The sequence below is a fragment of the Novosphingobium hassiacum genome (assembly GCF_014196055.1).
GTDB lineage: Bacteria > Pseudomonadota > Alphaproteobacteria > Sphingomonadales > Sphingomonadaceae > Novosphingobium > Novosphingobium hassiacum.
The window spans coordinates 449,541-470,800 of the sequence record NZ_JACICY010000001.1 but is presented as its reverse complement, the minus strand read 5'-3'; the positions used below and the strand labels follow the sequence as shown (position 1 = coordinate 470,800).

At 64.5% G+C, this 21,260-nt stretch carries 22 protein-coding genes and 1 tRNA gene; 13 read left to right on the top strand and 10 right to left on the bottom strand.

The window, feature by feature from the left end:
- Nucleotides 1-11 precede the first annotated feature (11 nt).
- Nucleotides 12-1,631, top strand: coding sequence for a M20/M25/M40 family metallo-hydrolase (locus GGQ88_RS02510; protein WP_183611448.1), 1,620 nt, complete (start codon nucleotides 12-14; stop codon nucleotides 1,629-1,631).
- A 223-nt stretch (nucleotides 1,632-1,854) separates the two neighbouring features.
- On the top strand, nucleotides 1,855-3,117 hold the full coding sequence (locus GGQ88_RS02505; RefSeq protein ID WP_183611446.1) for an HD-GYP domain-containing protein: 1,263 nt from the start codon (nucleotides 1,855-1,857) through the stop codon (nucleotides 3,115-3,117).
- On the opposite strand, the gene rimO is transcribed toward GGQ88_RS02505, so the two are convergent.
- The gene (gene rimO / locus GGQ88_RS02500; protein WP_183611928.1) at nucleotides 3,114-4,505 is read right to left on the bottom strand and encodes a 30S ribosomal protein S12 methylthiotransferase RimO; all 1,392 of its coding nucleotides are present in this window, start codon (nucleotides 4,503-4,505) and stop codon (nucleotides 3,114-3,116) included. The two genes, GGQ88_RS02505 and rimO, sit on opposite strands and share 4 nt — an antisense overlap.
- A 152-nt stretch (nucleotides 4,506-4,657) precedes the next feature.
- Here rimO and GGQ88_RS02495 point away from each other — a divergent pair, with 152 nt between their 5' ends.
- Nucleotides 4,658-5,068 carry a DUF1761 domain-containing protein gene (locus GGQ88_RS02495; protein WP_183611444.1) on the top strand — a complete coding sequence of 137 codons (411 nt, stop codon included), beginning with the start codon at nucleotides 4,658-4,660 and terminating at the stop codon, nucleotides 5,066-5,068.
- A 90-nt stretch (nucleotides 5,069-5,158) separates the two neighbouring features.
- Here GGQ88_RS02495 and GGQ88_RS02490 read toward each other — a convergent pair whose 3' ends face one another.
- The 6 genes from GGQ88_RS02490 to GGQ88_RS02465 all read right to left on the bottom strand — a co-directional run bounded on the left by GGQ88_RS02490 (nucleotide 5,159) and on the right by GGQ88_RS02465 (nucleotide 9,196).
- The gene (locus GGQ88_RS02490; RefSeq protein WP_183611442.1) at nucleotides 5,159-5,563 is read right to left on the bottom strand and encodes a DUF6869 domain-containing protein; all 405 of its coding nucleotides are present in this window, start codon (nucleotides 5,561-5,563) and stop codon (nucleotides 5,159-5,161) included.
- Nucleotides 5,564-5,674: 111 nt separating this feature from the next.
- Nucleotides 5,675-6,718 (bottom strand): potassium channel family protein, encoded by a 1,044-nt coding sequence (locus GGQ88_RS02485; protein ID WP_183611440.1) that lies wholly within the window; start codon nucleotides 6,716-6,718, stop codon nucleotides 5,675-5,677.
- Nucleotides 6,718-7,497 (bottom strand): M23 family metallopeptidase, encoded by a 780-nt coding sequence (locus tag GGQ88_RS02480; protein WP_183611438.1) that lies wholly within the window; start codon nucleotides 7,495-7,497, stop codon nucleotides 6,718-6,720. The genes GGQ88_RS02485 and GGQ88_RS02480 overlap by 1 nt, the downstream gene beginning before the upstream one ends.
- Nucleotides 7,497-8,777 (bottom strand): serine--tRNA ligase, encoded by a 1,281-nt coding sequence (gene serS / locus GGQ88_RS02475; protein ID WP_183611436.1) that lies wholly within the window; start codon nucleotides 8,775-8,777, stop codon nucleotides 7,497-7,499. The genes GGQ88_RS02480 and serS overlap by 1 nt, the downstream gene beginning before the upstream one ends.
- Before the next feature lie 46 nt (nucleotides 8,778-8,823).
- Entirely contained in the window at nucleotides 8,824-9,015 is a 192-nt protein-coding gene (locus tag GGQ88_RS02470) for a YgaP family membrane protein (RefSeq protein WP_183611434.1), read from the bottom strand.
- Between the two features lie 106 nt (nucleotides 9,016-9,121).
- Nucleotides 9,122-9,196, bottom strand: a tRNA-Val gene (locus GGQ88_RS02465).
- A 101-nt stretch (nucleotides 9,197-9,297) separates the two neighbouring features.
- Between GGQ88_RS02465 and GGQ88_RS02460 the strand changes: the two genes are divergently transcribed.
- Complete coding sequence (locus GGQ88_RS02460; protein ID WP_183611433.1) at nucleotides 9,298-9,627, top strand: DUF3297 family protein; 330 nt, start codon at nucleotides 9,298-9,300, stop codon at nucleotides 9,625-9,627.
- A 140-nt stretch (nucleotides 9,628-9,767) separates the two neighbouring features.
- On the opposite strand, the gene GGQ88_RS02455 is transcribed toward GGQ88_RS02460, so the two are convergent.
- Nucleotides 9,768-10,664 carry a LysR family transcriptional regulator gene (locus GGQ88_RS02455; protein WP_183611431.1) on the bottom strand — a complete coding sequence of 299 codons (897 nt, stop codon included), beginning with the start codon at nucleotides 10,662-10,664 and terminating at the stop codon, nucleotides 9,768-9,770.
- A 90-nt stretch (nucleotides 10,665-10,754) separates the two neighbouring features.
- On the opposite strand from GGQ88_RS02455, the gene GGQ88_RS02450 reads away from it, so the two are divergent.
- From GGQ88_RS02450 to mmsB, 7 genes are all read left to right on the top strand, one after another.
- Nucleotides 10,755-12,254: a CoA-acylating methylmalonate-semialdehyde dehydrogenase gene (locus tag GGQ88_RS02450; protein ID WP_183611430.1), complete on the top strand. Its 1,500-nt coding sequence runs from the start codon at nucleotides 10,755-10,757 to the stop codon at nucleotides 12,252-12,254.
- A gap of 97 nt (nucleotides 12,255-12,351) precedes the next feature.
- Nucleotides 12,352-12,855, top strand: a complete 504-nt coding sequence (locus GGQ88_RS02445; RefSeq protein ID WP_183611427.1) for an RAD23 family protein — start codon at nucleotides 12,352-12,354, stop codon at nucleotides 12,853-12,855.
- Entirely contained in the window at nucleotides 12,852-13,151 is a 300-nt protein-coding gene (locus GGQ88_RS02440) for an I78 family peptidase inhibitor (protein WP_183611425.1), read from the top strand. The genes GGQ88_RS02445 and GGQ88_RS02440 overlap by 4 nt, the downstream gene beginning before the upstream one ends.
- Nucleotides 13,152-13,235: 84 nt before the next feature.
- Nucleotides 13,236-14,378, top strand: a complete 1,143-nt coding sequence (locus GGQ88_RS02435) for an acyl-CoA dehydrogenase family protein (protein WP_183611423.1) — start codon at nucleotides 13,236-13,238, stop codon at nucleotides 14,376-14,378.
- A complete protein-coding gene (locus tag GGQ88_RS02430; RefSeq protein ID WP_183611420.1) occupies nucleotides 14,375-15,445 on the top strand; it encodes a 3-hydroxyisobutyryl-CoA hydrolase in 1,071 nt (356 codons plus the stop codon). Before GGQ88_RS02435 ends, GGQ88_RS02430 begins: the two co-directional genes overlap by 4 nt.
- Nucleotides 15,442-16,224, top strand: a complete 783-nt coding sequence (locus tag GGQ88_RS02425; protein ID WP_183611419.1) for an enoyl-CoA hydratase-related protein — start codon at nucleotides 15,442-15,444, stop codon at nucleotides 16,222-16,224. Before GGQ88_RS02430 ends, GGQ88_RS02425 begins: the two co-directional genes overlap by 4 nt.
- Before the next feature lie 145 nt (nucleotides 16,225-16,369).
- Nucleotides 16,370-17,239: a 3-hydroxyisobutyrate dehydrogenase gene (gene mmsB, locus GGQ88_RS02420; RefSeq protein WP_183611418.1), complete on the top strand. Its 870-nt coding sequence runs from the start codon at nucleotides 16,370-16,372 to the stop codon at nucleotides 17,237-17,239.
- A gap of 110 nt (nucleotides 17,240-17,349) precedes the next feature.
- Here the strand turns inward: mmsB and GGQ88_RS02415 are convergent, their stop codons facing one another.
- On the bottom strand, nucleotides 17,350-18,123 hold the full coding sequence (locus tag GGQ88_RS02415; protein WP_246385405.1) for a CHAP domain-containing protein: 774 nt from the start codon (nucleotides 18,121-18,123) through the stop codon (nucleotides 17,350-17,352).
- 124 nt (nucleotides 18,124-18,247) lie between these two features.
- Between GGQ88_RS02415 and der the strand changes: the two genes are divergently transcribed.
- Nucleotides 18,248-19,642, top strand: a complete 1,395-nt coding sequence (der, locus tag GGQ88_RS02410; protein WP_183611416.1) for a ribosome biogenesis GTPase Der — start codon at nucleotides 18,248-18,250, stop codon at nucleotides 19,640-19,642.
- The gene (locus GGQ88_RS02405; protein WP_183611415.1) at nucleotides 19,642-20,067 is read left to right on the top strand and encodes a DUF983 domain-containing protein; all 426 of its coding nucleotides are present in this window, start codon (nucleotides 19,642-19,644) and stop codon (nucleotides 20,065-20,067) included. The genes der and GGQ88_RS02405 overlap by 1 nt, the downstream gene beginning before the upstream one ends.
- Nucleotides 20,068-20,071: 4 nt before the next feature.
- Here GGQ88_RS02405 and GGQ88_RS02400 read toward each other — a convergent pair whose 3' ends face one another.
- A complete protein-coding gene (locus GGQ88_RS02400; protein WP_183611413.1) occupies nucleotides 20,072-21,247 on the bottom strand; it encodes an acetyl-CoA C-acyltransferase in 1,176 nt (391 codons plus the stop codon).
- Nucleotides 21,248-21,260 lie beyond the last annotated feature (13 nt).

Genomic DNA, 21,260 nt, shown 5'->3' with positions numbered 1-21,260 from the left:
GTTTTCCAGACATGATGATTCATTTGCGCGCGGCCGCAAGCGCCGTTGCCATTGCCGCTTGCGCCGTCGCCACGCCCACGTTGGCTGGCCCCGCCGAAGACCGAATGGTCGCCCAGATCCTCGACGAGGGCCTGAACCGTTCCGAGGTGATGGAAACCGCGTCCGAACTGATGGACGGCATCGGCCCGCGCCTGACCAATTCGGAAAACCACCGCCGCGCCGAGGAATGGGCGAGTGCCAAGTTCGCCTCCTATGGCCTCAAGAACATTCACCGCGAACCATTCGAATTCGGTCTCGGCTGGAACCTCAAGTCGTATTCAGCCATGATGACGTCCCCGCGTGGCTTGCCGTTGACAGTTCTGCCGGTGGCGTGGTCGCCCGCGACGGGTGGCACCATCACCGCGCCGGTGATCGTCGCACCGATGTCGAAGGTCGAGAATTTCGATGCGTGGAAGGGCAAGCTGGCGGGCAAGATCGTGCTGGTCAGCCTGCCGGGGGAAACCAGCGAATCCAAGGACCCGCCGTTCGAACGCCTGACCGGCGAGGAAATCGGCAAGCTCGACAAGTACACCCTGCCGCGCCACGACCCCGAAGCCACCGCGCTGCAGACCGCGCGGCGCGGCTTTCTGCGCAAGCTCTCGACCTTCCTCAAAGCCGAGGGCGCGCTGGCGATGGTCAAAATGACCTACCGCGACGGCAAGCTGGTCCACGGTGAGGGCTACGACTTCACGCCGGGCGAGACGCTGGCCGTCCCTGCCATGGACATGGCGCAGGAAGACTACCGCCGCCTTGTTCGCCTCGAGAAGACTGGCCGCGCCCCGCAGATGTCGATGGCGATCGACGCCAGCTTCGATGACAAGGATCTGATGGCCGACAACGTCATCGCAGAGATTCCGGGAACCGACCCCAAGGCCGGCTACGTCATGGCCGGCGCGCATTTCGACAGCTGGATCGCGGGCGACGGTGCTTCGGACAACGGCGCAGGCAGCGTGGCGGTGATCGAGGCCGCGCGGCTGATCGCCAAGTCCGGCATCCGGCCCAAGCGCACGATCCGCTTCGCGCTGTGGAGCGGCGAGGAGCAGGGGTTGCTCGGTTCGAAAGCCTATATCGAACAACATCTGGCCACCCGCCCGGTCGACCCGTCGCTCAAGGGCATCGACAGCTACTCGGCCTGGCGGAACGCCTATCCGATCACGCCGAAGTCGGGGTACAGCGACCTCAAGGCCTACTTCAACATGGACAACGGCTCGGGCAAGTTCCGCGGCATCTATGCCGAGGGCAATGTCGGCGCGGCATCGCTGCTGCGCGACTGGTTGGCCCCATTCAATTCGCTGGGTGCCGACAAAGTGGTGATGAGCAAGACCGGTGGCACCGACCACGTCTACCTTCAGGCGATCGGCCTTCCCGGCTACCAGTTCATCCAGGACCCGCTCGATTACGATAGCCGCGTGCACCATTCGAGCCTCGACACGCTCGACCACATGCGCGCCGATGATATGCGGCAGGCCTCGGTAATCCTCGCGGGAATGCTGCTGCAAGCCGCGATGAGCGACAAGGAATTGCCGCGCTCGCCGCTGCCGACCAAGCCCGATGCGACGGACCCGTTCAAGGTGCAGGACCCCAACCAGTAAGCATTGCATTCACACACTTCGTCATTGCGAGGAGGCGAAGCCGACGAAGCAATCAAGAGTTGGTGCGAAGCGCACTGGATTGCTTCTTCCGCTGCGCGGGGCTCGCAATGACGAATGCGTGGAGGGGCAACCAACGCTCCCCTCCGTATTCTTCCTTATATAATCGGGCGCATAAGCGACACCGTACTAACCTAAGATTACGCCTGCACCATCGAGGCAGGCCATGCTCAAGCGCGTTTCTACTGATGAAATCGAACTCGGCATGTTCATCCACAAGTTGGAGGGCAGCTGGTTCAGCCATCCTTTCTGGAAGAGCAAGTTCGTGCTCGACGATCAGGAAACGCTCGCGATCCTGCGCGACAGCGATGTCCGCGGTGTGATCATCGATGTTTCACGCGGCATCGACGTCGGCGCGGTCACGGTCGCAAGCCCTGTGGCAAAAGCACGGGCCTTGCCGACGCCGCAGCTGCGGGTCCAGCCGGTTCCCCAGCGCAATGGATTTGCCCGGCCTCCGGCTGCCTTGCCTATCGCGCGCGAATTCGGGCGGGCAAAACGCGCGGCGGGCGATGCCATGCGCGTCGTCAGCAAGGCGTTCATCGAAGTGCGGCTGGGCAAGACGATCAGGCCCCACGATGTCGAACCGGTGCTCGATGCGATCTACGCCTCGGTCCAACGCAATCTCTATGCGTTCAACGGGCTGCTCCGCTGCCAGACCTCGAACGAGAAGATCTATCAGCATTCGCTCGCCGTCAGTGCGTTGATGATTGCGCTCGCCCGCCACATGAAGTTCGCAGCCATCGACATTCGCGATGCGGGCATGGCGGGGTTGCTGATGGACATCGGCATCGGGCAGCTTCCCGTCGATATTGCCAGTGTCGGTGGTGATCTTTCACAACTCAGGCCCGACTTGCGCGACCAGCATGTTCTGCTCGGCTACAGCTTTCTCAAGGCGGCTGGCGACATTCCCGAATCCGTGCTGCGCGTCATCCTGCACCATCATGAACGGCTCGACGGCAGCGGCTATCCGCAGGGGCTGTCCGGCCTCGCTATCGACCAGCTCAGCCGCATGGCCGCGATCTGCGATGCCTACGATATGCTGGCGTCATCGGGCGAAAGCGGTCCTCCGGTCGATCCGGCAGAAGCGATCAAGATCTTGCGCGAACAGCCCGAGAAATTCGACGCGCAAATCCTCGAGCGGCTGGTCGAAACGATCGGCGTCTATCCCATCGGCGCCTTCGTACGCCTGCGCTCGCGACGGTTGGCGATGGTCGTGGATGAAGACCCCGCCGATCCTGCGCTGCCGACCGTGCGCACCTTCTGGTCGCTGGACCTTGGCAAGCGGCTCAAGGGCGAGACCATCGCGCTGGCGCAATGCTACGGCGAGGACGCCATCGAAGGCATCGCCGACTTGCGCGGGCTTGACCTCCCCGCCGCCGAAAAGCTGCGCAACTCGTTGCTCACTTCTGCCTGCAACGAGGTAAACTAGCCGACGATGGCCCCGTAAAGGTCGTGCGCATCCGCGTCTTCGATCGTGACCTGCACGAAGTCCCCGGCCTTCAGATCAGCCGGTACGTCGCGCAAGTAGACCGCGCCATCGATTTCGGGCGCATCGGCCGGTGACCGGGCGGTCGCGCCGATATCGCCATCCTCGTCCGGCTCGCCCACTTCGTCGATGATCACGCGGATTGTGCGGCCGATCTTGGCCTGCAGCTTGGCCGCGCTGATCGCCTCGGTTTTTTCCATCAGCCGCGCGTAGCGCTCTTCCTTGATCGCTTCGGGCACCTGATCGGGCAGGTCGTTTGCCGCAGCGCCCGCTACCGGTTCGAACCGGAACGCGCCGACGCGGTCAAGCTGCGCCTCGTCCAGCCATTCGAGCAGGTATTCGAAATCGGCCTGCGTCTCGCCGGGGAAGCCGACCACGAAACTCGATCGGATCGCGATGTCCGGGCAAATCGCGCGCCACGCCTTGATCCGCTCGAGTACCTTGGCCTCATTCGCGGGGCGCTTCATGCTGCGCAGCACGTTGGGGCTGGCGTGCTGGAACGGAATGTCGAGATAGGGCGTGACCAACCCCTGCGCCATCAGCGGGATCACCGCATCGACGTGGGGGTAGGGATAGACGTAGTGCAGCCGCACCCACGGTGTCTCACCATCGGGCGTGCGCAGCTTGCCCAGCTCGCGTGCAAGGTCGGTCATGTGCGTGCGGACGGGCTCACCCTTCCACATGCGCTCTTCGTGCCGCACATCGACGCCATAAGCCGAAGTGTCCTGGCTGATCACCAGCAGTTCGCGCGTTCCTGCCGCGACCAGCTTTTCGGCCTCGCGCAGCACCGCGTCGATGCGGCGGCTGACGAGTTTGCCGCGCAGGCTCGGGATGATGCAGAACGCGCAGGCGTGGTTGCAGCCCTCTGAAATCTTCAGATAGCTGTAGTGACGCGGCGTCAGCTTCACGTCGCCGACATCGGCCTGCGGGATCAGGTCGATGTACGGCCCCATGCTCGGCGGGGCGGCTTCGTGGACCGCTTCGACCACCGCTTCGTACTGGTGCGCGCCGGTGACCGCGAGCACCGAGGGAAAGCGAGCGCGGATCGCGTCAGCCTCGTTGCCCATGCACCCGGTCACGATCACGCGGCCGTTCTCGGCAATCGCCTCGCCAATCGCGGCAAGGCTTTCTTCCTTGGCGGAATCGAGGAACCCGCACGTGTTGACCAGTACCACGTCGGCACCGGCATAGTCCGCGCTCATGGCATAGCCGTCAGCGCGAAGGCGCGTCAAAATCCGTTCGGAATCAACGAGGGCCTTGGGGCAGCCGAGGCTGACCATGCCGACTTTTGGGGCGTCTGGAATTTCGCGAGGGGGAATCTGGGTTGCCATGGTGGCGCGCCCATAGGCCAATTTTCGCGGTTCGTCACGCGCCATGCCCGGTGCGTGCGACGAGGCGGTGACGGCACGATCTGCGGTCATTGCCAATTGGAGGCTGCGGGGGTAGCAACGGGGCCTGCGGGGCACGCTAGAGAAGGAACGTCATGGGTCCGGTCAATTGGCTTGCCGTCGTAGTCGCCGTCATCGTGGCGCTCGCCGTCTCGGCGGCGTGGTACGGGCCGCTTTTCGGCCGCGCGCGGCTTGAGGCGGTTGGCCCGGGAGGCCTCGGAATGCGCCGCTCGCCTGCGCGCACGCTGGGGATCACAGCTGCGCTTCTGCTCGTTACCTCGACGATGATGGGCCATATGTTCGCCCGCGTCGGCGCCGATACGCTGGCGGTGAAGTGGTGGCTCTACTTCATGATGTCGGGCGGGCTGGCGATCGCTTTCGTGATCCCGTCGCTATGGATCAGCTACACCCAACAACGAATCTGTACCCGGCTTGCGCTGATCGACGGCGGCTTCTGGCTGGTCGCATATCTGGCGATGGGGCTGGCGTTTTTTTTGCTCGGGTAGACGTTCATGGTCTGGGCCGTGAACGTGTGAACGATGATTCTCGATATTGAGTTGAGAATGGCGTGAAGTAGTGGCGAGCGGACTCGCGAGTCACCTTGAAATACGACCCGCCGCTGCGTGGACGCGGCTCCAAATCTCATCCGTCATCGAGTTTTTCCAGATACAACCTAATGTCCAGAAAAGTCGGCGATCTTGACGCGCTGCAGCCTCAAGCCGTTCGATGAAGACGGGGCCGTGTTCGGCGAGCAGTTCTTCAAATGGACCAGCCGCCAAGTTACTCAAGACTGCCTTTGCCTCTGTTTCGTCATCAGAAAACAGATCAGCCTCTGCATAGCTGTTCACGAGCTTCGAAATTACCTGCCAAGCGACCTCAGGATTAGAACGAGCCAATTCGTAGAGCACCCAGCCCCTTTCATGTTCATCATCAGACGATAAGCGAGTTGAGCGCGCGTAAATGATCCAATCAGCGGCAATTTTTTCGTGTGAAGTATCCATGAACAGAGCGTTTCGCAGTTGGACCTACGGTCCGCAAGGGCGTCGTATCCGGACAGGCAGTTATCGGCGCCAGATGGGCGTTGCGCGCCAGCCGCTTGGCTAAGCCACCACCTAAGCAGTCGGTACAATCTCCACAACAACATCGCCCGACTGCAGCAACCCCGCAGCGTCATCCCAAAACCCGTAAGCCTTGCCATCGCGATAAAGGCGCAGGCCCCGGCCACCGGTTGCAAGGTCATTCAGCGACTTACCCACTTCCTCAGGGCGCACCTTGCGTTCGACCAGTTGCACCTTGCCTTCGATCGAGGCGAGGTCGGTCAGGTAGTCCGCCACATGCGTACCGTGCGCAGATCCCGCCATAAGCAGCCCGGTAAAGCGCACCGGGTTGATCACCGTGCTCGCGCCCGCCTGCCGCGCCAGCACTTCGTTGTCGGCGGCGCGGACCACCGTGCTGATCGGAACGTCGGGGGCAAGGTGCCGCGCGGTCAGCGTGATCAGGATCGAGGTGTCGTCGCGTCCGGCGGAAACCAGCACCGAGCAGGCGTTGGCGATGCGCACGTCCATCAGGATCGCATCGCGTGTGGCATCGCCCATCATCACGTTGCAGCCAAGGCTGGCGGCGGTGGCGAGGCGGGTTTCGTCGCAATCGATCACGACGATCCGCGCTGGATCGGTGCCGCGCGCGATCAGTTCCGCCACGGCTTCTCCGCCCGAAATGCCGAAGCCGAGCACGACGATGTGATCGGTCAGGTTTCTCTGGATATGCGCCATGCGAAATCTTTCCCAGCTGCGCTTGATGATGAAGTTATAGGCGGTGCCGACAAAGATGAAGAGCACCATGATGCGGATCGGGGTGACGATCACCGCCTCGATCAGCCGCGATTTGTCGCTGACCGGTGCGATGTCGCCAAACCCGGTCGTCGTGATCGAGATCATCGTGAAATAGACGACGTCGAGGAAGCTGATCACCCCGTCGTGGCTGTCCTTCAGCCCCTCGCGGTCCATCCAGTGCACCAGCACCACGAACGCGATCAACGCAAAAGCCGCGCCCAGCCGCAGCCCGAGGTCGGCCCACACCGGCACCTTGAGCGCGCGGCGCAGCACGTTGACCGGGTTGCGTCCGGCCCGCCGCAGTCCGTGGAGATCGAGCTGCATCAGAACCGGTTCGGCAGATAGAGTTCCGGATCGCGCGGCACGTTGTTGCGGCGCAGTTCGAAATGCACCGAGGGCCGCAGCGCCTCGCCACTTTTCCCGACCAGCGCAATGCGTTCGCCTGCGGTCACTTTATCGCCTTCCTTGACCGTCATCGTGCCGAGATAGGCATAGGCGGTGACGAAGCCGCGGCCATGATCGATCAGGATCAACTGCCCAAACCGCTCTGGCTCGCGCCCGGCGTAGAGCACCGTTCCCGCGGCCGCAGCGCGCACCTTGGTGCCGTAGAGCGCGGCAAGGTCGATGCCGTTGGACGGAATGCCGGAGACCTTCTCGCCGAAACGCACGATCACAGCGCCTTCGGTCGGCCAGGCCATGCGTGGAGCGTCCGATTCACGAAGGCCGATGGGTGGACGGGGGGAGGGGGCGGGGCGAGGCGGGGGCGCCGGGCGGGGGAGCGCCTTTGCGGGCGGTGAGGCCGACGGCTTCGGGGTGGGCGCGGGTGACGTCCTGGGCGTGGGAGCAGTTGTGGGACGAGCGAGCGGGACGCTCCCCGACGCAGGTCGGCGCAGCACTTGTCCGATGCGGATCACGTAAGGGCTCGGGATGCCGTTCGCTGCGCCCAGCGACGTCATGTCCACGCCCCAGCGCTGCGCGATCTGCGCGAACGTATCACCCGGCTGGACGGTATACTCCCACGCCACGATCGGCGCGCGCGTGCCCTGCTGCGCTGCGACGGGCGCTGCCGCCAGCAGGATCAGTGCGGCGGCAAGGCGCTGCATCAGACCTGCTGGATCAGACGAGCCAGCCCGCCCATGTAGGAATGCAAGACCTCAGGCACGTCCACCGATCCATCCTCGCGCTGGTAGTTTTCCAGAACTGCCACCAGAGTGCGTCCGACCGCAAGGCCCGAACCATTAAGAGTATGAACGAACTCGGTGCCCTTCTGGCCTTCCGGGCGATAGCGCGCATTCATCCGTCGCGCCTGAAAATCGCCGCAGTTGGAGCACGATGAAATCTCGCGATAGGCACCCTGACCCGGCAGCCAGACTTCGAGATCGTAGGTCTTGCGCGCAGTGAAGCCCATGTCGCCGGTGCACAGCAGCACCTTGCGATAGGGCAGGCCCAACGCCTGCAGCACGCCCTCGGCACAGGCGGTCATACGCTCGTGCTCGGCTTCGGAATCCTCAGGCCGCACGATCGAGACCAGCTCGACCTTCTCGAACTGGTGCTGGCGGATGAACCCGCGCGTATCGCGCCCCGCCGATCCCGCCTCGGAGCGGAAGCACGGTGTCAGCGCGGTCATGCGCATGGGAAGGGCGCTGTCGGCAAGGATCTGGCCCTGCACCGCGTTGGTCAGGCTGACTTCGGCAGTGGGGATCAGCCAGCGGCCGTCGGTGGTCCTGAACAGGTCTTCGGCAAACTTGGGCAATTGCCCCGTGCCGAACACCGCCTCGTCCTTGACCAGCAACGGCGGCAGGCATTCGAGGTAGCCATTTTCGCCCGTCTGGCGATCGAGCATGAACTGTGCGAGCGCGCGGTGCAGCCGCGCCATCCCGCCTTTGAGGAACGTGAACCGCGCACCCGCAATCAGTGTGCCGGTCTCGAAGTCGAGTCCGAGGTCGGGGCCGATGTCGGCGTGTTCGCGCGGGGTGAAGCTGAACGCACGCGGGCTTCCCCAGCGGCTGACCTCAACGTTGTCCGCCTCGTCCGCGCCTTCGGGGACGTCGGCAGCGGGCAGATTGGGCCAGGCGGCGAGCGCGGCGTCCTGCTCGGCGGTCAGGCGGCGCTCGTCCTCTTCAAGCTGGGGCAGCTCGGTCTTGAGCGCGGCAACTTCGGCCTTGAGCGCCTCGGCCGTATCCTTGTCGCCCTTGCCCATGGCCGCGCCGATGGCCTTCGACGCTTCATTGCGACGCGCCTGCACGTCCTGCATCCGCGTCGCGACCTCGCGCCGCTGGGTATCGAGGGCGAGGATCGCGCTCGATACCGGCTCCACGCCACGGCGGGCAAGAGCGGCATCGAATGCGGCGGCGTCTTCACGGATCAGGCGGATGTCATGCATCGCCGCGCTATGCCGTGTGGACCCGCGCTAGGCAAGACGGGTGCAGCTACTTGGTCGAGCAGGTACTTAGCCCGAACAGAGAATAGAGCGGGCAGGTGCGCATGAAGCCCGTCAGCAAGGGCACCAGCCCGAGCCAACCCAACGGCGTCTGCGGCCCGACGAACACCAGCGCAATGAGCACAAGGCCCAGAACGATGCGAAACGCGCGGTCGACACTGCCGACATTGGTCGTGAACATGAAAGTTCTCCCCTGAAGATCGGGAGACGATGGCAGGTTGAAAGGGTGCGTCATTGATTGCGCGCAATTCGCGGCAGCAGCGCCATTTCGCCAGTCATGCAGAAAATGGTGGGCGCGGCAGGGATTGAACCTGCGACCCCACCCGTGTGAAGGGTGTGCTCTACCACTGAGCTACGCGCCCGTCGCTTGGCCGGTGCCCGAGGGGCAGGCAGGACAGGGGCGCGCCATTACGACGGCGGGGTTTGATTGACAAGTGGGGCGATCAAGATATTTGCGCGATCCATGACCGACGAAACCACCTCGCCCGAACCCTTGCCCGAAGCTGTTGCTGCCGCAACCAGCGCAGGACCCGACGTGCCGCCTGACCGGCTTGCGATCAATCCGCGCAGTCCGCACTTCGATGCCGACAAGCTGCGCCGGGGCATCGGCATCCGCTTCAAGGACGTCGTGCGCCACAACGTCGAGGAATATTCGATCTCCGAGGGCTGGGTGCGCGTGCAGGCTGGCAAGAGCATGGACCGCAAGGGCAATCCGCTGACGATCAAGCTGAGCGGGCCGGTCGAGGCGTGGTACGAAGATCTGGGCGAGGATGCGCCGGTGGCAAAGGCTTGATGGCCTGGCGACTTTCCGCCGCCTAGCGACTTTCAGCTTTCGTTGCTCCCCCGCGAAGGCGGGGGCCTCGTGCCTTTGGGCGCAGTTTTATTCGGCCTGAGGCCCCCACCTTCGCGGGGGAGCGGTAGCTGTTTATTCAATTACTTCGGCAGCAAGCGCCCGCGTTCCTTTGCCACTAGTTCCGTCAGCCAGTCCTTGAACGCGCGCACTCGCGCCAGGTTGTGCGTGTCCTTGTGCGTCACCAGCCAGAAGGAGCGGGTGATGCGGCGGTCGGGCAGGACCGGAACCAGCCATTTGTCCGCATCGCCGATGAAGCACGGCAGCACGCCGATGCCGGCGCCGCCCGCGATCAGGCGGTGTTGCGCGTTGATCGACGACGAGCGTACCGTCGCGACAAGGCCTGGCTCGATCTCGGCCAGATAGCGCAGTTCGGGTGCGTAGAGCAGGTCGGGGATATAGCCGACCAGTTTGTGACCATGGGCGAGGTCCGCCGGCTTATCGGGCCAGCCGTGCTGCGACAGGTAGCCGCGTGTCGCGTACATCCGCAGCGTATAGTCCGACAGCTTCCCCGCGATCACCGGCCCGGCGCGCGGGCGCGACAGCGTTACGGCAAGGTCCGCCTCGCGCTTGGATGGGCTGAGAAAGCCCGATGCGGCGACCAGATCGATCACCAGCCGCGGGTTTGCCTCGACGAACCCGCGAAGGGCCGGTGCAACGATCCAACTGGCGAGGCCTTCGAGCAGGCTCACGCGCAGCAACCCGGCAGGCCCGCCGCCACTGACCGCGCTTTCGGCGATGCGGCTGGCGGCCTGTTCCATCGCCTCGACTTCGGCCAGCAGTGCCTCGCCCGCCTCGGTCAACACCTGACCCTCGCGCGTCTGTTCGAGCAGTGTGGCGCCGATGCGCGTTTCGAGGCGGCGCAGGCGGCGGCCCACGGTCGTTGCGTCCACGCCCATCGCTGCGGCAGCGCGCGCCAACTGCCCCGCGCGTGCGACGGCAAGGAATGCCTGAAAGTCGTTCCAGTCCGCAGCCTGCATAATTGCAGGCGGACATCGCATATTCGCTTGTTGCCTGCAATCAATCATGGGCGCATCAGGCCGCCAAGCGACTTTCAAGAGGATTGTGCGATGCGCCTTGTAGACCATTTCATCGTCGGCGGCCCCGGTGGCGCGCCCACCCGGTTGGGTGACATCTTCGATCCCAACAACGGCGGCGTTCAGGCGCAAGTCGCGCTCGGCACCGCCGAAACGCTTGAGCGTGCGGTGCAGGCGGCGTTGAAGGCCCAACCCGCATGGGCGATGACCAACCCGCAGCGCCGCGCCCGCGTGATGTTCCGCTTCAAGGAACTGGTCGAGGCGAACATGGATGCGCTCGCGCACATGCTCTCGTCCGAGCACGGCAAGGTAATTGCCGATTCCAAGGGCGATATCCAGCGCGGGCTTGAAGTCGTCGAGTTCGCCTGCGGCCTGCCGCACGTGCTGAAGGGCGAATACACGCAGGGCGCAGGTCCGGGCATCGACGTCTATTCGATGCGCCAGCCGATCGGCATCGGCGCGGGCATCACGCCCTTCAACTTCCCCGGCATGATCCCGCTGTGGATGAGCGCGATCGCGATCGCCACGGGCAACGCCTTCATCATCAAGCCTTCGGAGCGTGACCCGTCGGTGCCGGTGCGTCTGGCCGAACTGTTCATCGAGGCAGGCCTGCCCGAGGGCATCTGCCAGGTCGTTCACGGCGACAAGGAAATGGTCGACGCGATCCTCGATCACCCCGCCATTGGCGCGGTCAGCTTCGTCGGCTCGTCCGATATCGCGCACTACGTCTACAATCGCGGCGTTGCTGCGGGCAAGCGCGTGCAGGCAATGGGCGGGGCCAAGAACCACGGCATCGTCATGCCCGACGCCGATCTGGATCAGGTGGTCAACGACCTGTGCGGCGCGGCCTTCGGTTCGGCAGGCGAGCGCTGCATGGCGCTGCCGGTGGTGGTACCGGTCGGTGCCGACACCGCAGAGCGTCTGCGCGCAAAGCTGATCCCGGCGATCCACGCGCTTAAGGTCGGCATCTCGACCGATGCCGAGGCGCATTATGGTCCGGTGGTGACGCAGGCGCACAAGGAGAAGGTCGAAGCCTGGATCGCCAAGTGCGTCGACGAAGGCGGCGAGATGGTGGTCGATGGTCGTGGCTTCACGCTGCAAGGCCATGAGAACGGCTTCTTCGTCGGCCCGACGTTGATCGACCACGTGACCGTCGACATGGACAGCTATCACAACGAGATCTTCGGCCCGGTCTTGCAGATTGTCCGCGCCGAGAATTTCGAAGAGGCGCTCGAGCTTCCGAGCAAGCACCAGTACGGCAACGGCGTGGCGATCTTCACCCGCAACGGCCATGCCGCGCGCGAATTTGCTGCGCGCGTCAACGTCGGCATGGTCGGCATCAACGTGCCGATCCCGGTGCCGGTGGCTTACCACAGCTTCGGCGGCTGGAAGCGTTCGGCGTTCGGCGATACCAACCAGCACGGCATGGAAGGCGTGAAGTTCTGGACCAAGGTCAAGACCGTGACGCAGCGCTGGCCGGACGGCGGTGTCGGCGATCTGGCCAACGCGTTCGTCATCCCGACGATGGGGTGATAGGGCCGAGGGGATGCAGGCAGGGGGTAGCGCGTTGGAAACGATTGCTTCGGCGCGCGTTGGCAGTTCATCTGCCAACAGCACCGGAGAATTCCCGATGACTCGTTTCTGCCTGCCGCTCCTGCTTGCCCCACTCGCACTCGCCGCCTGTTCGGACCCTGCGCCCGATCCATCTGCGGCCGCGACGCCCAGCCTTGCGCCGATGGTCAGCGAATCCGAGGCTCTGGCCCCGCCGGTCGCGCCTGGAGCGAGCGAAGCCGCACCGGTTGCGGCCGTTGCCACGTTCCCGGCCGGAATGCGCGGCAAGTGGGGCATGAACACGCTCGATTGCGACCCCTCGCGCGGGGATGACAAGGGCGCGATGACGGTCAGCGCCAAATCGGTGAAGTTCTTTGAATCGATTGCCGAGATCGGAGCCGTCAGCGACAGCACCACCAATGCCTTGCGCGCAAAGTTCGATTACGAGGGTGAAGGCATGGCCTGGCAGCGCGAGGCGAAGTTCGAGCTTGTCGATGGCGGAACGACCTTGATCCTCACCGAGTACGGTGCCGACGCGCCGCAGGGCCCGCGCCGTTACGCGCGCTGCGGAGCCAAGGGATGATCCGGACCGCGCTCGCCATCGCGGCGTCGGCGTTGCTTGCGAGCTGCGCCGCGCAGGGCGTGCCGCCTGAGGAGCTTCCCGCGATGCCCGAAGGCGAATGCAAGGCTCCGCCTGCGCAGGACCTCGTCGGGCAGAAAGCGACAGCGGAACTCGGCGTGGAACTGCTGCGACGCACCGGCGCGAAGCATCTGCGCTGGGTGCCGCCGCGCAGTGCCGTTACCATGGATTATCGCGCCGACCGGCTGACCGTCGGCTATGACGACGCCTACACCATCGTCCGCATTTCCTGCGGGTAGGACTGGACAGCAAAGGTGGCGGAGCATATCCGCCACCGGACAACTTTAAGGGCGCGGTTAATCCCGCGTGACGGGACGACAAGTATGACCGACCAGTTCGCGCTGACCGAAGATCAGATCGCCATCCAGGACATGGCGCGGCGCTTCACCGCCGATGCGATCACGCCGTTCGCGGCGCAATGGGACGAAGACCACGCGTTCCCGCGCGAGACGATCAAGGCGGCGGCAGAACTGGGCTTTGCTGCGATCTATGTCAGCGAGGAATCGGGCGGGATCGGACTTGGTCGGCTTGAAGCGGCGCTGATCATGGAGGCGATGGCCTATGGCTGTCCTGCGACGAGCGCGTTCATTTCGATCCACAACATGGCATCGTGGATGATCGACAAGTTCGGCGGGGACGAGCTCAAAGGGCGTTATCTGCCGCAGCTGGTGTCGATGGAGCAGATGGCCGGATACTGCCTGACAGAGCCGGGTTCGGGATCGGACGCCGCCGCGCTCAAGACGACGGCGCGGCTGGAGGGCGATCATTATATCGTCAACGGAACCAAGCAATTCATCTCGGGCGGTGGCGTCAATGATGTCTATGTCACGATGGTCCGTACCGGCGGCGACGGTCCCAAAGGCATTTCCTGCCTGGTCATCGAAAAGACGATGGAGGGCGTCAGCTTTGGCGCGCCAGAGCGTAAGCTGGGCTGGAATGCATCGCCTACCGCGCAGGTGATTTTCGACAACGTCCGCGTCCCCGTCGCCAACCGCGTGGGCGCCGAGGGCGACGGCTTCAAGTTCGCGATGGCAGGGCTCGATGGCGGGCGCCTGAACATCGGCGCGTGTTCGCTGGGCGGTGCGCAGCGTTGCCTCGACGAGGCCGTGGCCTACGTCAAGGACCGCAGCCAGTTCGGCAAGGCGATCGCCGAATTCCAGAACACTCAGTTCCAGTTGGCCGACATGGCGACCGATTTGGAGGCGTCGCGCGCACTGCTCTATCTCGCCGCTGCGAAGGTTACGCAGAACGCGCCCGACAAGACGCGGTTTTCGGCGATGGCCAAGAAGCTGGCGACCGACAACGGCTCGTCGATCGTCGACCGTGCGCTGCAGATGTTCGGCGGCTACGGCTATTTGCGCGATTACCCGATCGAACGCTTCTGGCGCGATTTGCGGGTGCATCGCATTCTGGAAGGCACCAACGAAGTGATGCGGATGATCGTGGGACGGGATTTGCTGAAGTGACCGATGATGTGATCGTAGCCCGCACCGGAGCCGCCGGAACGCTGTCGCTCAACCGCCCCAAGGCGATCCACGCGCTGACGCTGGAGATGGTGCATGCGATGATCGCGGCGCTGCTCGAGTGGCGCAACGATCCCGCAGTGGGTGCGGTGATGATCGACCATGCCGCCGCGCCCGATGGCGATCCCAAGCTGTCGCGCGGGTTCTGCGCGGGCGGCGACATCGCGTTCCTGCGTAACTCGGCGCTGAACGATGGCGGCGTTTCGGGCGCGAAGTTCTTTTACGACGAATATCAGCTGAACCACCTGCTGATGACGTACGGCAAGCCGGTCGTGGCGTTCATGGACGGCATCACCATGGGCGGCGGCGTCGGCATTTCCGGTCCGGCGACGTTCCGCGTGGCGACTGCCAATACCAAGCTGGCTATGCCCGAAACTGGTATCGGTCTGTTTCCTGACGTAGGCGGCGGTTGGTATCTGTCGCGGCTCAAGGGCCGGCTGGGGCAGTATCTTGCCCTGACCGGTGCAAGGCTCGATGGCGCGGAATGTGTCTGGGCGGGGTTGGCGACGCATTACCTGCCGGTCGAAAATCTGGGCGAGGCCAAGGCGCGCATTGCTGCCGATACGGCGGCGATTCCCACGATTTTGCGCGAACTGTCCGCGGTTCCGCCAGAGCCAGGCATTGCCGCCCATGCCGAGGATATCGAGCGGCTGTTCGCCTCGGATCGCTACGAGGACATCCTTGCCGCGCTCGAAGCTGATGGCGGGGAGTTTGCGCAAGCCACGCTCAAGACGCTGGCGACCAAGAGCCCGCAGACCTGCAAGGTCGCGCTGCGCCAGCTTGCGACGAGCCTGACGCTGCCCGATTTCGCCGCCAACATGGCGATGGAATATCGCGTCGGCTCCCGCGTGCTGCTCCGCCCGGACTTTGCCGAGGGCGTGCGCGCGGTGATCGTCGACAAGGATCACGCCCCCAAGTGGTCACCCGCGACGCCCGAAGGCGTGACCGACGACATGCTCGACGAAATCTTCGCGCCGCTGGGCGCAGCTGACGAATGGAAACCGCTATGAGTTACGAATCCATCCTCGTTGAACAAAAGGGTGCCGTCACCCTGATCACGCTTAACCGCCCGCAGGCGTTGAACGCGTTGAATTCGCAAGTGCTGGCTGATCTGATCAAGGCCTTCGCCGCCTTCGAAGCAGACGCATCGCAAGGGTGCGCGGTGCTGACGGGCGCAGGCGAGAAGGCCTTCGCAGCGGGGGCCGACATCAAGGAAATGGCCGACAAGCCCGCGTCGGACTTCTTCAACGAAGATTTCTTCTCGCAATGGACCAGCCATCTGGTCAAGACCACGCGCAAGCCGTGGATCGCGGCGGTCAACGGCTTTGCGCTGGGCGGCGGGTGCGAGCTGGCGATGATGGCGGATTTCATCATTGCCTCTGACAACGCCAAGTTCGGTCAGCCCGAGATCAAGCTCGGCGTGGCGCCCGGCATGGGCGGATCGCAGCGGCTGACGCGCGCTGTGGGCAAGTCCAAGGCAATGGACATGTGCCTGACCGGCCGGATGATGGACGCTGCCGAAGCCGAACGTTCGGGCCTCGTCAGCCGCGTCGTGCCGCTGGCAGACCTGCTCGCCGATGCGCTCAAGACCGCCGAGGCGATTGCCGCGATGCCGCCGATGGCCGCCAAGGTGAACAAGGAAATGGTCAACGCTGCGTTCGAGACCACGCTCGACCAGGGCCTGCTGTTTGAACGTCGTGCGTTCCAGATCCTCACCGCGACCGAGGACAAGGCCGAAGGCATGAAGGCTTTCGTCGAAAAGCGCCCCGGCGTGTGGAAGGGTAAGTAAGTCCCCCTTAAGCCCTCTTCCCTTCAGGGGAGAGGGTTGGGAGTGGGGGCACAACGCACAAACCCCTCTCCAACTTCGGCTATGCAGCAAGCTGCCAAGCCTTCGTATCCTCTCCCTTCAAGGGCAGAGGGCAAGGAGAACAACCATGAAAATCGCATTTATCGGCCTCGGCAACATGGGCGGGGGCATGGCCGCAAATCTGGTCAAGGCGGGGCATGACGTCCATGCCTTCGACGTTGCCGAAGCGGCGCTGACCCGCGCGCAGGAAAACGGCTGCACCACCTACACCTCGGTGCGCGAGACGGTGCAGGGGGCTGACGCGGTCGTGTCGATGCTGCCAAACGGGGCGATCGTCAAATCGGTCTATGCCGCCGACCTGATCGGCCACGCACCGACATCCGCACTGCTGCTCGACTGCTCGACCATCGACGTCGCGACCGCGCGCGCAGTCGCGTCCGAGGCCGAGGCTGCGGGCTATGCCATGGTGGATGCGCCGGTTTCGGGCGGGATCGCGGCGGCCAACGGCGGCACGCTGACCTTCATGGTCGGTGGCACGCCCGAGGCTTTCGCTCGCGCAGAGCCGATCCTTTCTGCGATGGGCAAAGCGGTGATCCATGCCGGCGCCAGCGGAGCGGGGCAGGCGGCGAAGATCTGCAACAACATGCTGCTCGGCGCATCGATGGTCGCGACTTGCGAAACGTTTGCGATGGCAGAGAAGCTGGGGCTCGACCTCCAGACGTTCTATGACATCTCGTCGAAGGCCTCGGGCCAGTGCTGGTCGATGACCTCGTATTGCCCGGTCCCCGGCGTCGGCCTGCAAACGCCTGCCGACAACGGCTACCAGGGCGGCTTTGCCACCGCACTGATGCTCAAGGACCTGAAGCTGGCGATGGGCGCTGCGGCGGACGTCGGCGCGAGCGTGCCGATGGGCGCGCGGGCGGAGGAGCTTTATGCCGCTTTCGCCGACACGGGCAACGCGGGGCTCGATTTCTCGGCGATCATCAAGACGCTGTGATCATGTAAACTCACGCGCCCCCGCGAAGGCGGGGGCCTCAGGCCGGGTAGCGCCCACCTCAAGGCACGAGGCCCCCGCCTTCGCGGGGGAGCAACCTCAATGGATTTGGATCAGCGCATCCGGCTCGCGATGATCCGGCCGATCGGATCGTTGCGTAGCGCGGGCGTGAGGTGGGATGGGCGCGGCTGTTCGGGGCGCGGTGCGCTATAGGCAAGCTGCCGCCGTGCCGGTGCGGATTTGACGGCCACTTCGCTCCGCACGCCGCGCAGGAAGTCTGCGCCGATGCGAGAGACCGGCATGTCCGACGCCTTGGCCTTCTGAACGACGTCGGCAGATGCCAATACGGTCAGCCGCTCGGACTTGCCCGGCTTGTCGGGATAGATGAACCCGTTGACCGGCCACGCGGTCGTGCCAAGGTTGCCGATAGGGGCATACCACACCCGCACTTCGCTCCAGTCATTGCCGGCAGAGACGTCAACCGCGCGCACGTCGTTCTCGATCTGCCCGCGCCGACCGTCTATCGGCGACCAGTTGGAGTGGCGCAGCAGCACCGTGCGCGAATCGATGATCCGGCTGACGGCAGCGACGTGGCCCAGTTCCATCCGGCCATAGGGGCGAAAGCTCATTACCGCGCCGATTTTCGGGCGATGGCCCCGGGCATAGCGCCCCTCGGCCTGCCCCCACCAGGTTAACGCATCGCCATAAATGCGTATGCCACTGACTTCACGCGCATAAGGCACGCATTGCAGGTACGGCAAAGTTTCGCCGCCCGCGTCGGGAGTCGCCCGATAACGCCCGGAATCGCGCAACTCCGCGCCTTGGGCTCCACTTCCGGGCATGGTCAGGCAGCACGCGAGCGCCGCAAGGCAAAGTTTGTCCCTCATGTCGGCAAGTATCTGCCGCCAAGGTTAGGGTGAGCCTTATGCCAATGGTTAACGGGTGACTAATCAATCACCCCGACTTAACGCTATGCTTGCGTTCACGCGTCGGAACAGCCACGGGAAGCCCATGCGCCCACAGGTTATCATCATCGGACGTCCCAACGTCGGCAAATCCACCATCTTCAACCGCCTCGTCGGCAAGAAGCTGGCGCTGGTGGACGATCAGCCAGGCGTCACGCGCGACCGCCGTTTCGGCGAAGCCACGCTGCTTGGGCTCGATTTCACCATCGTCGATACTGCGGGCTGGGAGGACGAGGATCCTTCGACGCTACCGGGCAGGATGCGCAAGCAGACCGAGGCCTCGCTGATCGGTGCCGACGTCGCGCTGTTCGTGATCGACGCGCGCGCCGGAATCACCCCGCTGGACGAGGAAATCGCGCGCTATCTGCGCCAGAACCGCGTGCCCATCGTTCTGATGGCGAACAAGGCCGAAGGTCGTCAGGGCGATCCGGGCATCTTCGAGGCGTTCTCGTTGGGCTTCGGTGAACCCGTCGCGTTCTCGGCCGAGCACGGGCAGGGCCTCGCCGACCTGTTCGAGGCCCTGCGCCCGCATATCGAGGCCAAGCAGTCCGATGAGGACGACGACGACGAAGTTGGCACCAACATCGATGCCGAGGAAGAATTCGATCCCGAATCGGTCCTCAAGCTCGCCATAGTCGGACGTCCAAATGCGGGCAAATCGACGCTGATCAACAAACTGCTGGGCGAGGACCGCCTGCTGACCGGGCCGGAAGCGGGCATCACGCGCGATTCCATCGCGATCGACTGGCAGTGGTTCGATCCCAAGACTGAAGGCTATCGCCCGGTCCGGCTGATCGACACGGCGGGCATGCGCAAGAAGGCCAACGTCGTCGACAAGCTCGAGAAGATGTCGGTCGCCGATGCGCGCCACGCGGTCGATTTCGCCGAAGTCGTGCTGCTGATGCTCGATGCCACGCGCGGGCTTGAGCATCAGGATCTCAAGATCGCCTCGCTGGTGCTCGAAGAGGGCCGCGCGCTGATGATCGGCATCAACAAGTGGGACATTGCCGAAGACCCATCGGGTCTGTTCCAGGGCATCCGTGCCGCGCTCGAAGACGGCCTGGCGCAAGTGCGCGGCGTGCCGCTGCTGGCTATTTCCGGTCGTACCGGCAAGGGCCTCGACGAGATGCTCAGCGCCGCATTCGAGATTCGCGCCGCGTGGTCCAAGCGCGTGCCGACCGCTGCGCTCAACCGCTGGTTCGACGATGCGCTGGCCGCCAATCCACCGCCCGCACCGGGTGGCCGCCGGATCAAGCTGCGCTACATCACGCAGGCCAAGACGCGGCCTCCCGGCTTCGTGCTGTTCGGCACCCGGCTCGACCAGTTGCCCGAAAGCTATCGGCGCTACCTGATCAACGGCATGCGCCGCGAACTGGGCTTTGACGCCGTGCCGATCCGGCTGACGCTGCGCAGTCCCAAGAACCCGTTCGCGAAGACCTGATGCCGACGCTCGCCCTGCCCCTCGATCATGCTCGCCTGCCGCACGGGCTGGGCGCGGCGGTGTGGCGCGGCATTTGCGGAAAGTGCCCGCGCTGCGATGGCACGCGCCTGTTCGCGCGCTTCCTCAAGCCGGTCGAGCGGTGCACGACTTGTGGCCAGAACTGGACGCTGCATGGCGCGGACGACTTTCCGCCCTACGTCTCGATCCTGCTGACCGGACACATCATGGCCCCGATCATGATCGCGCTGGGCCAGCACCAGAGCCTGCCGACATGGGCGATGATGGTGATCGTCGTGGTGCTTGCGCTCACGCTGCTGATCGGCCTGCTGCAACCGGCCAAGGGCGGTATCATCGCGCTGCAATGGTGGATGGGCCTGAACGGCTTCGCCCCCGCACCCGGCAGAGCCGAGGCGGAGGCGGGTTGACCGCTTAAAGTACCTCGAACAATCCGGCAGCGCCCATGCCGCCGCCGACGCACATCGTCACCACGACATGCTTGGCACCGCGGCGCTTGCCTTCGATCAATGCGTGCATGGTGCCGCGTGCGCCGGTCATGCCATAAGGGTGGCCGATCGAGATCGCGCCGCCATCGACGTTGAGCAACTCGTTGGGAATCCCCAGCTTGTCGCGGCAGTACAGCACCTGCACGGCGAAAGCCTCGTTCAGCTCCCACAGGCCGATGTCGTCCATCTTCAGGCCGAAGCGCTGGAGCAGCTTGGGGATCGCGAAGACCGGGCCGATGCCCATCTCGTCAGGCTCGGTACCTGCAACCGCCATGCCGACGTAGCGGCCAAGCGGAGTGAGGCCGCGCTTGGCGGCAAGGTCTGCGTCCATCACGATCACGGCGGCAGAGCCGTCCGATAACTGGCTGGCGTTGCCTGCGGTGACGATGCCGCCCTCAATCACCGGCTTGAGCGCCTGAAGGTTCTCAAGTGTGGTCGACGGGCGATTGCCTTCGTCCTTGGTCAGATGCACGTCCTGGAACGTGATCTCGCCGGTTTCCTTGTTCTGCACGCCCATCGAGCTGTCGGTCGCGACGATCTCGTGATCGAACCGACCTGCAGCCTGTGCCGCTGCGGTGCGCTGTTGCGATTGCAGCGCGTATTCGTCGCAGGCCTCGCGGCCGATGCCATAGCGCTGGCCGACCACTTCGGCGGTCTGCAGCATCGGCATGTAGATCGCCTTGTGCATCGCCATCAGGCTCTTGTCCGGGGCGAAGCGCATCTCCTTGGTCTGGACGAGGCTGATCGATTCCTGGCCGCCTGCCGCGACCACGTCCATGCGGTCGATGATCACCTGCTTGGCGGCCGTGGCGATGGTCATCAGGCCCGACGAGCACTGGCGGTCAAGGCTCATTCCCGACGTGGTGACCGGCAGGCCCGCACGCAGCGCCACCTGACGAGCGATGTTGCCCGCCTGCGCGCCTTGCTGCAGGGCCGAACCCCAGAGGACGTCATCCACCTCGGCAGGGTCGATGCCAGCACGCGCGACCGCGGCTTGAAGCGACAGCGCGCCCAGAGTCGCACCGGGGGTGGCGTTGAACGCGCCTTTGTAGGCCCTTCCGATGGGAGTGCGGGCGGCAGATACGATTACGGCGTCACGCATGGTCAGGCTCCTT

What these genes read in the sequence shown, in the direction of transcription:
- GGQ88_RS02445 (WP_183611427.1), top strand. Translation starts at nt 12,352, where the DNA reads ATGACTCGTTTCTGCCTGCCGCTCCTGCTTGCCCCACTCGCACTCGCC.
- serS (WP_183611436.1), bottom strand. Translation starts at nt 8,777, where the DNA reads ATGCATGACATCCGCCTGATCCGTGAAGACGCCGCCGCATTCGATGCC.
- GGQ88_RS02425 (WP_183611419.1), top strand. Translation starts at nt 15,442, where the DNA reads ATGAGTTACGAATCCATCCTCGTTGAACAAAAGGGTGCCGTCACCCTG.
- mmsB (WP_183611418.1), top strand. Translation starts at nt 16,370, where the DNA reads ATGAAAATCGCATTTATCGGCCTCGGCAACATGGGCGGGGGCATGGCC.
- GGQ88_RS02405 (WP_183611415.1), top strand. Translation starts at nt 19,642, where the DNA reads ATGCCGACGCTCGCCCTGCCCCTCGATCATGCTCGCCTGCCGCACGGG.
- rimO (WP_183611928.1), bottom strand. Translation starts at nt 4,505, where the DNA reads ATGGCAACCCAGATTCCCCCTCGCGAAATTCCAGACGCCCCAAAAGTC.
- GGQ88_RS02415 (WP_246385405.1), bottom strand. Translation starts at nt 18,123, where the DNA reads ATGAGGGACAAACTTTGCCTTGCGGCGCTCGCGTGCTGCCTGACCATG.
- GGQ88_RS02490 (WP_183611442.1), bottom strand. Translation starts at nt 5,563, where the DNA reads ATGGATACTTCACACGAAAAAATTGCCGCTGATTGGATCATTTACGCG.
- GGQ88_RS02400 (WP_183611413.1), bottom strand. Translation starts at nt 21,247, where the DNA reads ATGCGTGACGCCGTAATCGTATCTGCCGCCCGCACTCCCATCGGAAGG.
- GGQ88_RS02460 (WP_183611433.1), top strand. Translation starts at nt 9,298, where the DNA reads ATGACCGACGAAACCACCTCGCCCGAACCCTTGCCCGAAGCTGTTGCT.
- GGQ88_RS02480 (WP_183611438.1), bottom strand. Translation starts at nt 7,497, where the DNA reads ATGCAGCGCCTTGCCGCCGCACTGATCCTGCTGGCGGCAGCGCCCGTC.
- GGQ88_RS02485 (WP_183611440.1), bottom strand. Translation starts at nt 6,718, where the DNA reads ATGCAGCTCGATCTCCACGGACTGCGGCGGGCCGGACGCAACCCGGTC.
- GGQ88_RS02450 (WP_183611430.1), top strand. Translation starts at nt 10,755, where the DNA reads ATGCGCCTTGTAGACCATTTCATCGTCGGCGGCCCCGGTGGCGCGCCC.
- GGQ88_RS02505 (WP_183611446.1), top strand. Translation starts at nt 1,855, where the DNA reads ATGCTCAAGCGCGTTTCTACTGATGAAATCGAACTCGGCATGTTCATC.
- der (WP_183611416.1), top strand. Translation starts at nt 18,248, where the DNA reads ATGCGCCCACAGGTTATCATCATCGGACGTCCCAACGTCGGCAAATCC.
- GGQ88_RS02455 (WP_183611431.1), bottom strand. Translation starts at nt 10,664, where the DNA reads ATGCAGGCTGCGGACTGGAACGACTTTCAGGCATTCCTTGCCGTCGCA.
- GGQ88_RS02440 (WP_183611425.1), top strand. Translation starts at nt 12,852, where the DNA reads ATGATCCGGACCGCGCTCGCCATCGCGGCGTCGGCGTTGCTTGCGAGC.
- GGQ88_RS02470 (WP_183611434.1), bottom strand. Translation starts at nt 9,015, where the DNA reads ATGTTCACGACCAATGTCGGCAGTGTCGACCGCGCGTTTCGCATCGTT.
- GGQ88_RS02510 (WP_183611448.1), top strand. Translation starts at nt 12, where the DNA reads ATGATGATTCATTTGCGCGCGGCCGCAAGCGCCGTTGCCATTGCCGCT.
- GGQ88_RS02435 (WP_183611423.1), top strand. Translation starts at nt 13,236, where the DNA reads ATGACCGACCAGTTCGCGCTGACCGAAGATCAGATCGCCATCCAGGAC.
- GGQ88_RS02495 (WP_183611444.1), top strand. Translation starts at nt 4,658, where the DNA reads ATGGGTCCGGTCAATTGGCTTGCCGTCGTAGTCGCCGTCATCGTGGCG.